At 48.3% G+C, this 13,434-nt stretch carries 14 protein-coding genes; 4 read left to right on the forward strand and 10 right to left on the reverse strand.

What is annotated here, in order from left to right; all coding sequences use genetic code 11:
• Positions 1-27 precede the first annotated feature (27 nt).
• On the forward strand, positions 28-879 hold the full coding sequence (locus CWS43_RS08190; RefSeq protein WP_101076422.1) for a VOC family protein: 852 nt from the start codon (positions 28-30) through the stop codon (positions 877-879).
• A gap of 472 nt (positions 880-1,351) precedes the next feature.
• Entirely contained in the window at positions 1,352-2,950 is a 1,599-nt protein-coding gene (locus CWS43_RS08195; RefSeq protein WP_101076423.1) for a PAS domain-containing methyl-accepting chemotaxis protein, read from the forward strand.
• A gap of 56 nt (positions 2,951-3,006) precedes the next feature.
• Here CWS43_RS08195 and CWS43_RS08200 read toward each other — a convergent pair whose 3' ends face one another.
• The 7 genes from CWS43_RS08200 to ptsP form a co-directional block, all read right to left on the reverse strand.
• Positions 3,007-3,240, reverse strand: a complete 234-nt coding sequence (locus CWS43_RS08200) for a DUF333 domain-containing protein (RefSeq protein WP_101076424.1) — start codon at positions 3,238-3,240, stop codon at positions 3,007-3,009.
• A 140-nt stretch (positions 3,241-3,380) separates the two neighbouring features.
• The gene (locus tag CWS43_RS08205; protein ID WP_101076425.1) at positions 3,381-3,743 is read right to left on the reverse strand and encodes a PTS fructose transporter subunit IIB; all 363 of its coding nucleotides are present in this window, start codon (positions 3,741-3,743) and stop codon (positions 3,381-3,383) included.
• A 9-nt stretch (positions 3,744-3,752) separates the two neighbouring features.
• Positions 3,753-4,619: an AraC family transcriptional regulator gene (locus tag CWS43_RS08210; protein WP_101076426.1), complete on the reverse strand. Its 867-nt coding sequence runs from the start codon at positions 4,617-4,619 to the stop codon at positions 3,753-3,755.
• A gap of 170 nt (positions 4,620-4,789) precedes the next feature.
• Positions 4,790-5,107 (reverse strand): PTS fructose-like transporter subunit IIB, encoded by a 318-nt coding sequence (locus CWS43_RS08215; RefSeq protein ID WP_101076427.1) that lies wholly within the window; start codon positions 5,105-5,107, stop codon positions 4,790-4,792.
• 32 nt (positions 5,108-5,139) lie between these two features.
• A complete protein-coding gene (locus CWS43_RS08220; RefSeq protein WP_101076428.1) occupies positions 5,140-6,390 on the reverse strand; it encodes a class II D-tagatose-bisphosphate aldolase non-catalytic subunit in 1,251 nt (416 codons plus the stop codon).
• Between the two features lie 18 nt (positions 6,391-6,408).
• Entirely contained in the window at positions 6,409-7,461 is a 1,053-nt protein-coding gene (locus CWS43_RS08225) for a PTS fructose transporter subunit IIC (protein ID WP_101076429.1), read from the reverse strand.
• Positions 7,462-7,504: 43 nt separating this feature from the next.
• On the reverse strand, positions 7,505-10,021 hold the full coding sequence (gene ptsP, locus CWS43_RS08230; RefSeq protein WP_101076430.1) for a phosphoenolpyruvate--protein phosphotransferase: 2,517 nt from the start codon (positions 10,019-10,021) through the stop codon (positions 7,505-7,507).
• A gap of 359 nt (positions 10,022-10,380) precedes the next feature.
• Between ptsP and CWS43_RS08235 the strand changes: the two genes are divergently transcribed.
• Both CWS43_RS08235 and CWS43_RS08240 read left to right on the forward strand, forming a co-directional pair.
• Positions 10,381-11,034 (forward strand): HAD-IA family hydrolase, encoded by a 654-nt coding sequence (locus CWS43_RS08235; protein ID WP_101076431.1) that lies wholly within the window; start codon positions 10,381-10,383, stop codon positions 11,032-11,034.
• A 203-nt stretch (positions 11,035-11,237) separates the two neighbouring features.
• Positions 11,238-11,465, forward strand: a complete 228-nt coding sequence (locus tag CWS43_RS08240) for a hypothetical protein (protein ID WP_101076432.1) — start codon at positions 11,238-11,240, stop codon at positions 11,463-11,465.
• A gap of 74 nt (positions 11,466-11,539) precedes the next feature.
• Here CWS43_RS08240 and CWS43_RS08245 read toward each other — a convergent pair whose 3' ends face one another.
• The 3 genes from CWS43_RS08245 to aroD all read right to left on the reverse strand — a co-directional run bounded on the left by CWS43_RS08245 (position 11,540) and on the right by aroD (position 13,267).
• A complete protein-coding gene (locus CWS43_RS08245) occupies positions 11,540-11,797 on the reverse strand; it encodes a DUF1471 domain-containing protein (RefSeq protein ID WP_101076433.1) in 258 nt (85 codons plus the stop codon).
• Positions 11,798-11,934: 137 nt separating this feature from the next.
• Positions 11,935-12,192, reverse strand: a complete 258-nt coding sequence (locus tag CWS43_RS08250; protein WP_101076434.1) for a YdgH/BhsA/McbA-like domain containing protein — start codon at positions 12,190-12,192, stop codon at positions 11,935-11,937.
• A 253-nt stretch (positions 12,193-12,445) separates the two neighbouring features.
• Positions 12,446-13,267 (reverse strand): type I 3-dehydroquinate dehydratase, encoded by an 822-nt coding sequence (aroD, locus tag CWS43_RS08255; RefSeq protein ID WP_232776774.1) that lies wholly within the window; start codon positions 13,265-13,267, stop codon positions 12,446-12,448.
• Between the last annotated feature and the right edge of the window lie 167 nt (positions 13,268-13,434).

The raw sequence follows: 13,434 nt of genomic DNA on the forward strand, positions 1-13,434 counted from the left end.
TACGATTTACAGCCAGGAGCGTTCGTTATGTCTGAGTTAATCCCCGTTGTTGATCATGCGGTGATCAACGTTGATGACCATCTGGATGACGCACAGGCACTGTTTGTCCGCATGGGATTTCAGCTATCTGCGCGCGGGCATCATTCGATGGGGTCAAGCAATCATCTGGCCATTTTTGGTGAAAACTATCTGGAACTGCTGGGCTATGAGCCGGAGATAGCCGGCAAAACCGCCGCGCCCAAAGGCCTGTGGCAACCGCCCGTGGGGCTGGTCGGGCTGGTCTGGAAAACGCAGGACGCCGACGCTATTTATCAGCATTTGCAAAAATGCCAGCTGGATGGCGAACCGCCGACGGCGTTTTTCCGCCCGGTGACGCTCCCCGACGGGCATGTCGTCGAGGCGCGTTTTTGCATCACGCGGATTAACAGCCAGCGCATTCCCAACGGGTTCAGCTTTTTCTGCCAGCATCTGACGCCTGCCGCCGTCTGGCAACCCGAATGGCAGCAGCATCCGAATGGCGTGCAGGATCTGAGCAGCTTTGTGATTGTGGCGGATGCCCCGGATAGCGCCGCGCAGGTTTATTCACAGCTGTTCGGCCCGGAACATGCCATGCAGCAAAACGGCGAAGAATATTGCCTTCAGGCTGGAAAAACCACGCTGAGAATAATTACCCCCGCACAGTTGCAGCGGGAAGGTTTCGCCCTGCCCGATGATTACAACGGGCAACCGAGAATGTGCGCACTGGAGTTTCGGGTATCCTCACTCGCCCAAACCAGAGCCTGTCTGGAGAAAGGAGACATCCGCTTTAGCACAAGCAACGGCACAATGATTGTTTCTCTCTCTGAAACACTTCATGTCGCACTGCGCTTTCACGAGTAAGGTGCAAGGTGCAGGCCTCACAGCCTGCACATGTTTTTTCATTTTAGGAATTTGCCCAGTATTTGCTGAAATATTTAACGAACCGGTGTGAAATATAAATCTTCTTTCATCTGCAATTGGGGAACCGCACATAACAACATCATATAAAAAATCACAAACTTGTATTCACCACCGCAACCCCCGTAAATTTAGCTTAAGAGAGAATCTACCGCCATCCAATAAAAAAACCGTCTAACAACATAAAAATTACATTTATATTAATTCAACAATAAAATTAACCTTTGTTATTTTCTGACATCATTGCAGGGTTTTGAAATTTAAATATCACTGGTCAGTAACAAAAAATATCGGCATAGTAGGCCGGTCATGGAATACGCATCCGATAATCTGGGACTCGAGACAAAATCACACAGCAACGTAACAATATAACAACGATATTTATAATATTATTCATAGTTCCAGAGGTTCCACAATGCGTGTAAACATGCCAGTGACACAACGGGAATATAAATTAGATCCCGGCACCACGTTAATGTCCACCACTGATGTTAATAGCCGAATTATTTATGCTAACTCAGCGTTTATTAACGTCAGCGGGTTTTCCGAAGATGAACTGATCTTCAAACCTCATAACCTGGTGCGTCATCCGGATATGCCGGTGGAAGCCTTTGCCGACATGTGGTTTACCCTGCAGCAGGGCGACAGCTGGACCGGTCTGGTGAAAAACCGCCGTAAAAGCGGCGATCACTATTGGGTGCGTGCCAATGTAACCCCGGTTTATCACCGGGATAAACTGACCGGATATATTTCTGTACGAAATAAACCCGATGAGCAGGAAATTAAGGCCGCAGAAGATTTATACAAACAAGTGAGAGATAAAAACGCCGGAAGCCGGAAGTTTTATAAAGGCCTGGTCGTGCGCACCGGTTTATTTTCGTTTTTATCTGTATTACAAAAACTTCCCGTTAGCTGGCGTTTACGTTTGCCGCTATTTATCGCGGGCCTTTTCCCGCTCTTATTTTCTTTAACGGGTCAAAGTATTACGTGGGTTGCCGCAGCAACAGTGGTTATTTTACTGGCTGCCGATTTATTCCTGCAAACACAAATCCGCAATCCGATAAAAAAGATTCTGACGCAGGCACAGGTAGTGGTCTCCGGTAAAAAAGCGGATTCCGTTCACCTCAACCGCGTTGATGAAATAGGCCTGCTGATGCGTTCTATTAATCAGTTTGGGCTGAATTTGCATTCGCTGGTAGAAGATGTCGGTGCGCAGGTTGGTGGGATTACAAACATCAGTAACCTGATGGCGAAAAACAGCACCGCCCTGAGCGCACGGACGGAAGAAACCGCTGCCAACCTCCAGCAGACTGCCGCCGCAATTGAAGAAATCACGGGTGCCGTTGAGCAAAGTGCTGACACTGTCGTTCAGGCCAGCAAACTGGCAGACAGCGCCACCCTGGTGGCGCAAAAAGGCGGCAAAATCATGCATGAAACCATTGGCATGATGCAGTCGATCTCCCACGCCAGCAGTAAAGTGGTGGACATCATTTCCGTTATCGACGGTATCGCCTTCCAGACCAATATTCTGGCACTTAACGCAGCCGTTGAAGCGGCAAGAGCAGGCACCGAAGGGCGCGGATTTGCCGTTGTCGCCGCAGAAGTTCGCGTCCTGGCTCAACGTTCCGCGACAGCAGCTAAAGAGATTAAAGCGCTAATCGAAGCCAATATGCACAGCGTAGAGACTGGCGGACAGATGGTCGAAAATGCCGGGAAGCAGATCAGCGAGATTATTGGTGAGGTGGTGCAAATGTCGGGGCTTATCAAAGAAATCAGCCATGCCACACATGAACAAACTTCTGCGCTGACGCTGATTAATACTTCGCTGGCACAAATTGAAACCATGACACAAAACAACGCCGAAATGGTGGCTCAGTCTTCAGAATCTGCGGAAACCCTTAACTGGCAGGCGACCCGGTTGAGAAGTGCAATCGACGTGTATGGTGGGCAGATGACCAGAATGGAATCCCGAACCTCATTACTGAGCGGGCTGGATGAGGTCGCCGTCGGGTAAATACCGTTAAACATATGCAGGCGATATGTCACCTCGCCTGCATACATCATTAAAATTTACTGATGATCGCGGCGGTATAACTCCCATTCGTCGATGTACCGGCCGTCACGGAACACGCAATCCGCCCGGACGCCATGCGGCGTTTCGACATTCACCGATCTGCCACCTCTTTCATGGCAATACACCGCAGCCGGGTTAGCCATCCCCGTCTGATGTTTTTCGTGTTTATGGGGGTAACTCACACAACCCGCCAGCGCGGAAACCATGATGATGAGAAAGAGTTTTTTCATTCTGAGCCTTCGTGAAAAGAGAAAACAACGCAGAGATTTTATTCCTCCACGCTTTCCGTTTTCTACTCACAGTTTCCTAAAAATGCGCACTTTTTCTGACGGGAAACACAACGCGAGCGCCTCCGGCATGGAAACCCGGATCAGATATCAATGGTTTTACCCTTCGGGTAATGCAGTATTTTCTTCATCGTCATCAGCACTTCATTAGGGTTCATGAGCAGTGAGCTGATCCTGACATTGATGACGCGACAACCGGTAAACCGGTCAGGGTTATCAATGACAATATCGGCAGCGATAATGACAAGATCGGTGGTTTCAATGTCTTTTTCAGACAATTTATTTTTAATCCCCAATACGCCCTGTGTTTCGATTTTGACGCCAAAATCATACTCTTTTGCCAGCTTCTCGAGTTTTTCCGCTGCCATATAAGTATGCGCAACACCGGTGGTACAGGCGGTGATCGCGAGGATATTAATTTTTGAGGTTCCTGTTTTTAACGACATATCGCCTCCTTATTTTGATTTATTCGTGAATGAGTGATTACGGTTGATTTTTCTGTATTCAAGAGGCGTGCACTCATTGATTTCTTTAAAAACCTTACAGAAATAATTGTTGTCCGTGAACCCACTTTTCACAGAAATTTCCCGTATTTTCAACGTGGTGTTCGTCAGTAACAGCCTTGATTTGGCGATACGCGTCTGCGTCAGGTATTCATTAAATTTGCAGTCAGAAGATTTTGCAAACAGCCTGGAAAGATAGCTGGGTGAAATATTAAAGAATGTGGCGACGGAATCACGGTTAACACCACTGTCGAAGTTGTTGTCGATATATCGTTTAATATCCTCTATCAGTGAAGAATTGAGGGCTACGGAAGGCGAATGGTTAAGCTGATCATAGATATTATTCACCAGTGCCAGCACCAGATGTGAAAAGGTTTCCGTCGTGGAATCCTGCTCCCAGGCAAGTTCTTCGGTGAGCTGAAGAATAGGCTCGCGGATATTCACACTGGCATTCTGTAATGCGAATTTCTCCACTTCTTTGAACTGATGACCATCCCAGTTAATGATGCTAAAACCAATGTCCTGCCGCGAAAATACCAGCGACAACGAAATCACCGGTGTTGACCAGTCCGGCAAATTCCAGCCATTGGCCGGAATATACGTCATGGTGCCGACCGGTTGCTCAAATTTGATAATTTTATCGGAGCCTTTTGCCACTAACATGTTCATTACGCCTTTCACTGTAAGTTCCAGGCGGGGCAAATGCAGGCGATAAGCCATTCCCGGTGGCTCAGCGCGGCCGTTCGCGACGAATACCGAACTGGCATTCGCGTAAATGCTGCTGAATTCACTGAGTATCGATTGAATAAATGCGCTCATGGCCTCTCTGATCCTGCATCTGCCGGGTAACTCCTCACTATTACATAGTCATTAACATAACGTTATTGTGTTTTACTCAAGCTTTACGACATGACTCACAGAAGTTCAGCGTTCTGTGGCTTCAGGCCAGATAACGCTGAACTTTGCCGCAAGGAATACGTCTGTTACAGTCAGACAATACCGAGGTTTTCGGCGATTTTTAGCATGATTTTATCCGCGTGTCGCACAGCCGTATTAGACCCTACACGGACTATTTTTTTATGCGAAAAACGGTTTTCATCTTTAATGCTGACATCATTCGTCAGTATCACCATATCTGCACTTTCAATATCAGTGGAGTTTAATTCATTCTCCACGCCACTGGCCCCTTGTGTTTCGACTTTAATAGACCACCCTTTTTTCTGTGCGGCAGTTAATAATGCTTCCGCCGCCATATAGGTGTGCGCAACCCCTGTAGGACAGGCCGTTACAGCAATTAACAGAGTCATATTTTAATACCTGAGAGGATATGGAGTGTAAATTACGCCTTATAAACTCGACTTGTCAGCCCCGGCATATTAAAACATTCAGCTTCATTCTGAATGACATCTTTAATTTTATTCACCACGTAAGGTTGTGGTTCGATACCGAAACGCGAAAGATTAGAAAACATTTTTTTCATTTCGGCGACAACGTCATTTTTCTCGTAATTGTAATGCCCACTTAATTCGAGAATTTCTTTTAATAAATCCGGTTCATTAAATATCTGCTCTTCAGATTTATTTTTATGTTCATCCGTGATCCACTTTTCCCATTTGTGGCTCAGCACACAAGCTCGGGTCAGCACCGTTTTAAAATTCGACGCGGCCGGGATCAAAGATTTAGACGCGAGATCTTTCTCCACTTCATGCAGTGTCAGATAAGCACGGGTTTCCCAGGTGCCGTAAGCCGGGGCCACATTCATGGCGGTAATCCCCAACCCAGGATGTTTGAGCAGAATATCATCCGGCAGATAATCGCCGTTATGTTCTTTCAACCCGACGCCGTAGCGGTTACTGATATCGGATAACTGACTGGCCTGAACATCATTAAAGTGGCCGACGTTACGCGTCAGACGCGTCAGAGTGCCGGTCTGGCCCACGATAAATAACGGACGTGGCAAACCTGCAACATCGAGCCGCGTATTGAGTTCAATAATAAACTCTTCAAACGCTTCAATGGACGTCAGCCCGCCATTCGTTTCTTCGGTTCCCACTTCATAATAAAACTGCTTAAGTCCCTTTTTCTGACGATAGTCTTCGCAGAACTGAATCAACTCCACCGTGCGTTGCAGAACAATTTCGATATCAATCGCCTTGCCGACGACATACGGATCTTTAGTCGGGTCGATGTGTAACAGATCGAAACCGGCGTCCATATCCACTTCGTAAGAACGGCGCGCCAGTACCATGGCTTCGCTTTCAGGGATATGATCTTTACGTTCTTTATCACGCTGCCACGGGCCGCCGTGGTCACGACACAGGAAGTAATCACCGTCAAAACCCACTTTTTCCGCGACCGCTTTCAGGTCGGCCGCAAAGCGGAACTGATCCCAGTTATTGACATACCCGGCACCGAACTCATCGGCATCCACCTGATTACGGCTGGCAATAAACATCAGTGGCAAATCTTTCTCTTTTCCCAGTTCGAAACAAGCCTGGATCAGCGCAGGTGACATCGGTCCAATCCCCAGCATTGAGGATTTCCCGCCTTTAACGATGTAGTCAACGTACTGCTTAAGTGTGTTTTTCATAGTTTCTCCAGTTGTTAATCAATCGAAAGAAATATCGAGTTCTTTCTCTGCTTTAAACTTCGGTTTCATTACGGTTTTCAACACCTTTACGGCGACAGCTGTCGCGACTGAACCACAAATCACGGCGATAACGTAACCGACGGGATTGCCGATAATCGGCAGAACGATTAGCCCGCCCCATGGCGCGGCATTGGTGGCCCCAAACCATAACGAAATGATGGAGCCGACGGCGCCGCCGAACATGTTCGCGGGAATAACACGCATCGGATCAGCGGCGGCAAAAGGAATGGCGCCTTCGCTGATGCCGATCAGCCCCATGACGAAAGCGGGTTTGCCCGCTTCACGCTCTTCATCATTAAAAATGCCTTTGAAGAAGAACGTCGCCAGCGCCAGACCAAGCGGAGGCGTACAGACCGGAACGGCGACGGCGGCCATGAGTTGTGGATTGGTGGTGATGAGTGCGACGGCAAAGAAGAAGGCGGTTTTATTGACAGGCCCGCCCATGTCAAACGTGATCATGCAACCAAGAATAATCCCCAGAACCACGAAAGATGCCCCCTGCATACCCGCCAGCCAGAGGCTCAGGGATTTCATGATCCAGGCCACCGGATCCCCGACGACGTAATAAATCGCGATGCCGGTAATAAAGGTGCCGACCAGCGGAATGACGAAAATCGGCAGAACCATACGCAGAAAATCAGGCACTTTCAGGCGGGCAATAATTTGCAGCAACATCCAGACCACCAGCCCGGCGATAATCCCCGCCAGCATACCGCCAAGGAACCCCGCGCCCATCTGGTTAGCCAGATAGCCGCCGATTGCCCCCGGTGCGATACCCGGTTTTTCGACCATTGAGTAAGCGATAAATCCGGCAAGGATGGGGATAAACAGGCTCAGGCCTGCGATGCCAATGACCGACATCGCTTTAAGAAAGCCATGGTCGGGCACGGCAGCCTTGCCGTTTAACATCACCGACAAGGCCAGCAAAACCCCTCCGGCGACCACAAAGGGGATCATGTATGAAACGCCGGTCATAAAATGACGCTTGGTATTTTTCAATAAACTGAGCATAGAGACCTCATGTAGGGTGAGAGGTAATGATTATTTTTAATAATTAGAGTTCTACGTCTATTGCCTGAGCGACTGTCTTATAAATCTCACTGACCGTTTTACTGCGGCTTATTTCATTTCTGAAATCCTCATTCATTATTTTTCGGGCTAGCTGGGAGAAATACTTCATATGTTCATTGTCGGAACTGTCCTTGCGAATAGTCAGCATAATAACGATATTCACCGACTGCTCTGCCCACTGAACGGGCTCCTGTAATTTGGCAATACTGATCGTTGAATGGGAAATATAATCTGACTTTGTATGGGGTATTGCGAAACCATATCCCACGGCAGTAGGAAATGAGTCCTCACGTTTCCAGACATCTTCGGCGAGTTTTTCACGGTTTACCGTTCTGCTCTGTAACCAGAGGTTATCCGTTAAAGTTTTAATCACTTCATTACGGCTGCCAGCCGCAACGTTATTCAAAATACAGCCCTGCGTCAGGATGGGGCGTGAAATATCCACGGCAACATCCGGGTGGGTAAGAAGAGATTTCACCTGAGAGGAGTTCCCGGCGGCCAGAATTTTCGCCACCAGCTGCCGGCACTTCACCTGGTTCAGCCCTGAAATATCATTTTTGATCGCAGGGATCGCCGAAGCGCTCATGCTTAATTCGTCAAACCCCATTCCGGCCAGTACCGGCAGCAAAAGCGGATCCGCCGCCAGTTCGCCACAGATGCCTATCCATCGCCCTTCACGGTGTACCTCGTCCACAGCAAATTTCAGGGCGCGAAGGAAAGCCGGAGAATAATTGTCGTAAACTTTCTCAACCCGCGTATTTCCGCGATCGGCGGCGAACAGGTATTGAGTAAGATCGTTGCTGCCGACACTGAAGAAATCGGCGTAACGGGCAATTTCGGTCACAGCAAACAGTACCGACGGTACTTCAAGCATCACGCCCATTTCGATAGCCGCGTTAAAAGGCAAAGCGCGTGATTTCAGCCCGGCTTTAACCTCTTCCAGCACGCCACGGCACCAGATCACTTCATCGACAGAGGCGATCATCGGGATCATGATTTTTGCATGCCCGGTTGCTGAAGCACGGAGGATCGCCGTCAGCTGGGTCTTAAACAAGCTGATAAATTCGGGATAAATACGGATTGCCCGGTAACCCAGAAAAGGATTTTCCTCTTCGGGAATATTCAGATATTCAACGGGCTTATCCCCGCCGATGTCGATCGTGCGAAATATAACGGGCTTTTCATTTGCCTGCTGCAGCACTTCACTGTATTGCCGGACAAGATCTTCTTCAGAAGGCGGTTGCGGACGATCCATAAAAGCCATTTCGGTCCGGTATAACCCGATACCGTCTGCACCCTGGTTAAAAGCATTTTCCGCTTCCGGGCTGCTGCCAATGTTCGCCAGCACATCCAGACGATGACCATCGTCAGTCAGGGCCAGATCCTGCACTTTGGTCAGCATCTGTTTTTGTTTAACCGCGCATACCGCAATCTCACTTTCGTAATAGCGGAGTACCGCCGCATCCGGCTCAGGAATTAACAAACCCAGATTGCCATCCAGCACCATCCTCTGCCGTTTTTCGCCCGCCATCAGGACATCATCAAGATCGGTAATGGTCGGAATCCCCAAAGAACGGGCCAGAATCGCCGTATGCGATGTTTTGCCGGTATGAGAAAGCACCATTCCTGCCAGAAGTGATTTATCGAGCGCTAAAAATTTCCCGGGAGTCAGACGGTCGGCAATAAGAAGCGTCGGTTCAGTAAAGACTATTTCAAGCTGTGGCAACGCCAGTTCCCCGTGCATTTTCATCAGAAGTTGCAGGGTAATATCCATGACATCCAGCATCCGTTCTTTGATGTATTTACTTGCGGAGTGGCTGAGAATTTCACAGAACGCACTGGCAGCGGAAACAACGGCAGAATAGGCATTCATCTGCTGGTCAATATTGGCTTCAACCTGAGTAGAAAATGTAATATCGCTAATAATCGACAGGTGGGCTTCAATAATATCGCGCTCCACCCCACAGATATTTTCCAGACGGGTAATTTTTTCATTTTTTAGCGCATTGATCCCCTCGCGGAAACGCGATATTTCTTCTTTTTGCCCGGCAAATTCTTCAGGTGCCAGATTTTCAAGCTGAGCGAAACTGATACTCTGGCAAATCAGCGGACGGGCAATAGCGATACCCCCGCAGATCCGCGTGCCGTGTAAATAAACCGGATGCATTTCACGTAAAGTGCGTGGCAGTGACGTATCAGCGGCCGGAAGGTCGGCCAGTGAAGCCTCTTCGAGGTGGCGCAAATTATCCAGTAAATCAGTTAGCTGCAAACTGGCATCAAACTCATCCTCGCCGCATACCGTAATCTCGCAAAGATCGTTCAATAGCGTATCAGTGCCCACCAGTGCCAGCGCACTTTTTGCATTGGCGGTAATTCCGGTACGGGTGTTTTCCCAGCGAATATCTGCACGGAAGGTATTGCACAGGCGCTCAATATGTCCGGCAGGCCGGGCATGGATCCCCTCTATCAATTTACAGGTATAAATTAATTGCTCAGCCATAACTTCTCCGCGTTAAGATCATTTGACGGCGTTGTGTTATTTGCCATCCATGACTCTATCCTCGTGGGAGAATGGAAACCTTAAAATAGTAATATTGTGTCCTTTGCTGTATCTGAATTTCATAACTACAAAATTGTGATTACCCTCCCAATTTTAATTCCCACAATAATATCGTCAACAATATGATTTTAAAGAAATAATCTATTATTTTATTACAAAGTTATTTTTTGAGATCTTCATCACAGGTTAAGAAAAACGCAATAAGGTCATTTTATTTATATAAAGACACTTTTATTACCCTTTTAATTGTCATGTTGCTCACTAAGATGAGGTCAGACATTATTTAACAGGGTGGAAATATGCACTGTAACGCGCTGATGTTTGATCTGGATGGAACACTCGTGACGTCTCTCGATTTTGTCGAACGTTCGTGGAATCGTTGGGCCGGGCAATATGGGCTGGATAGTGAAGAAGTGCGTCATTTTTTACACGGAAAACCCGCGATGGCGACCTTGAAACACTTTCTCCCCGATGCAGGAGACGCTCAGTTGCAGGCTATTTTTCTGACACTGGAACACTATGAAGCGACGCATACGGAAGGAATTAATGCCCTGCCCGGCGCGCGGGAATTTCTTCTGCAATTAAATACGCTGGGTGTTCCCTGGGGGATTGTGACGTCGGGTTCACTTAACGTCGCGTCTGCGCGTATCACCTGTTCGGGTTTGCCTTTTCCACCAGTGCTGATCACCAGTGAAAGCATTATCTGGGGCAAGCCCCACCCGCAGCCATTTTTGCTGGGGGCCAGCCGTTTGGGGGTTGAACCGTCAGAATGTGTGGGATTTGAAGACTCCGTTGCAGGGTTAACATCGGTACAGGCTGCAGGCTGTCAGGTGGTGGAAGTGAAAACGCCACATTCCGGGCTGCACAATTTAGGGGTGAAACCCGTGATTGAGGATTACCGCAGATTGCGGATCAAGCCGCTATACGACCATTTTTATCTGAGTTTTCATTAAACCTCAGGGCATCAGTTTACGGATGCTTGCCGCACAAACCACTTTCGGCGGGGATCCCCGTGGCTTCCATTCCTCCGCAAACAGTCACACATTAAAAAAATTCTGCCAGATCACATAACCTGAAAATAAATGTGGCTATTATAATTTAACTTAAATCTTAAATTATTCTGGTCTAAACCCAATGTGACCGGGAGGGAGGTGGGATGGAAAGGTACCAAAATCGGGGGGGGAATTCGGGTATCGTCGCTTTCATAACAACGGAAGATTCAATTACGATAAAGTTTAAAGATGGCTGGCACTATATCTACAACTCTATCCGACCCGGGCTGGCAGATGTGGATCGCATGAAAGCGATGGCGAAGGCCGGCAGCGGTCTCCATGCTTTTATCAATCGCAAAATCCGCAATAATTATTTTCACAAATATCACTAAACGCCCCACGGCTCTGCGCCGTACACACGAAAAAGGCGGCAACTGCCGCCTCTTCTGCATACTGCTGTGACATCTTATTTGTAGAGTTCAGCAGTACCGTACAACTGGTTATTACCGGAAGCACCGATAATACGGTAGGAACTGGCACCGGCCTGTTCAGCTTTTGCATTCAGTTCTGATTGCAGGCCAGACAATGAACCGCTGGTAGATGCGCTAACCATACCCAGAGCCTGCTGACCGGCCGGGGCAGACTGAACTTCTGTTGCAGCCAGGGTTGTGAATGATGCAGTTGCCAGTGCGATAGCGGCGAAAGTCATAGCGATAGTTTTCATGATAATTTCCTCAATTCGATTATTTGTGCCTTGCAGACATTGTCATCAACGTTTTTGTGCAAAGCTGTTTTCTGTCCGATCTCACATCCAGTCGGTTTATCCCCCAACTTAATGCCTTTTACCCTTGATTTTCTTGATTATTTATAAAGCTCAGCAGTACCGTACATGTGGTTTTCACCAGAAGCGCCGATGATGCGATATGACGTTGCGCCCGCCGCGTTTGCTTTGGCATTCAGTTTTGACTGCAGTGTGCTCAGGTCACCGTTAGATGAGGCGCTTACGATACCGGCTGAATGCAGGGTAAGAGGCGCGGATTCCACTTCTGTTGCGGCAAGAGTCGAGAAAGAAGCAGTTGCCAGAGTCAGGGCGGCGATTGTCATTGCGATAGTTTTCATGATGTTAATTCCTGTTCGTTAATTTGGTTTGGGATGCCTTCTTCAGGAACCCCGGTTTCAGGTCAACGTTATTTATTAATTAACGTTCGATAAGTAAATACTAAAGGCCGAGGAGACTTTGTGCAAGACATTTATTTAATGGTCGTTAACTAAATGTGCGATCGGCACTCAGCCCATGATCCGGGGGAAGAGACAGAAAATTGAGAAGCCGGAAGGAGACGGCAGAAGCGCAAAGACGCTCTGCCGGATAAGATCAGTGGTTTGCGATGGCGAGATGCAGGGTATCCATTTCCTGATGCAGCTGATGTGCTTCAATCTGGCCAGGGGCTGAAGGCGTGCCCAGCATGCCGAAAGTCAGATCATCACCAAACACTTCACCGGAAAGACGCGATACGGCCCCCAGGCCACCCATTGACATGGTCAGTAATGGTTTAAGGGAATATTTGTCGCGGATTTGCCCGGTCGCATCCATCAGTCTGGCGACATCTTCAGAATTATGCGGCATGACGGCAATTTTCAGGATGTCAGCGCCCATACTGTCTTGTTTACGCAGACGGGCTACCATTTCATCTACAGAAGGCGTCTTGTGGAAATCATGGCTGGACATCACCACTTTGATCCCCGCTTTATGGGCAGCTGTGACGACCTGGTTGACGACTTTCGCATCGCGGAACATTTCGACGTCCAGTATATCAATGAAGCCGTCTTTAATGAGCGACAGATAGAGATCACCATAAGCTTTGTCACTGATGGTTTTCACGCCACCTTCAGATTTTGTACGGAATGTCAGGATCAGCGGTTTGCCATCCGCAGCAGCGGCTACCTGTTTTCCGAGCGCGCCCACTTTTGCAGCGTCGTCAGCAAAATCGAGATAATCGATCCGGTATTCAATCAGGTCAGCATCAGTGTCTGCACCGATGGTTTTAGCTTGTTGCAGTACCTGATCTGCCGTTGCTCCGGTAGTAGGGATGATAATTTTAGGTGTGCCTTCACCGATAACCGTTTTACGAATCGTGATTGGCTCAGCGTGGCGCTGCATAACCGCAGCCGCCGGTGCACTGGTTTGTGCTGCCATTACCGCACCCTGGACACTAAGCAAAAGCGAAATCGCTAAAATTGTTTTGGTAAATTTCATCATAGTTTCCTGTTGAACATCGTGACGCGTCAGCCGGGCGGTAATAACCACCTGGCGACGTTTTTATATTTGCAGGGAATGCACTCTGTCAGGACAAAATTGGCTAT

The organism is Rahnella sp. AA, from assembly GCF_002834385.1.
Lineage (GTDB): Bacteria > Pseudomonadota > Gammaproteobacteria > Enterobacterales > Enterobacteriaceae > Rahnella.

Coding starts and splice junctions, on each gene's coding strand:
- CWS43_RS08210 (WP_101076426.1), bottom strand. CDS start 4,619: ATGAGCGCATTTATTCAATCGATACTCAGTGAATTCAGCAGCATTTAC.
- CWS43_RS08235 (WP_101076431.1), top strand. CDS start 10,381: ATGCACTGTAACGCGCTGATGTTTGATCTGGATGGAACACTCGTGACG.
- CWS43_RS08250 (WP_101076434.1), bottom strand. CDS start 12,192: ATGAAAACTATCGCAATGACAATCGCCGCCCTGACTCTGGCAACTGCT.
- ptsP (WP_101076430.1), bottom strand. CDS start 10,021: ATGGCTGAGCAATTAATTTATACCTGTAAATTGATAGAGGGGATCCAT.
- aroD (WP_232776774.1), bottom strand. CDS start 13,267: ATGGCAGCACAAACCAGTGCACCGGCGGCTGCGGTTATGCAGCGCCAC.
- CWS43_RS08215 (WP_101076427.1), bottom strand. CDS start 5,107: ATGACTCTGTTAATTGCTGTAACGGCCTGTCCTACAGGGGTTGCGCAC.
- CWS43_RS08200 (WP_101076424.1), bottom strand. CDS start 3,240: ATGAAAAAACTCTTTCTCATCATCATGGTTTCCGCGCTGGCGGGTTGT.
- CWS43_RS08190 (WP_101076422.1), top strand. CDS start 28: ATGTCTGAGTTAATCCCCGTTGTTGATCATGCGGTGATCAACGTTGAT.
- CWS43_RS08245 (WP_101076433.1), bottom strand. CDS start 11,797: ATGAAAACTATCGCTATGACTTTCGCCGCTATCGCACTGGCAACTGCA.
- CWS43_RS08195 (WP_101076423.1), top strand. CDS start 1,352: ATGCGTGTAAACATGCCAGTGACACAACGGGAATATAAATTAGATCCC.
- CWS43_RS08225 (WP_101076429.1), bottom strand. CDS start 7,461: ATGCTCAGTTTATTGAAAAATACCAAGCGTCATTTTATGACCGGCGTT.
- CWS43_RS08220 (WP_101076428.1), bottom strand. CDS start 6,390: ATGAAAAACACACTTAAGCAGTACGTTGACTACATCGTTAAAGGCGGG.
- CWS43_RS08240 (WP_101076432.1), top strand. CDS start 11,238: ATGGAAAGGTACCAAAATCGGGGGGGGAATTCGGGTATCGTCGCTTTC.
- CWS43_RS08205 (WP_101076425.1), bottom strand. CDS start 3,743: ATGTCGTTAAAAACAGGAACCTCAAAAATTAATATCCTCGCGATCACC.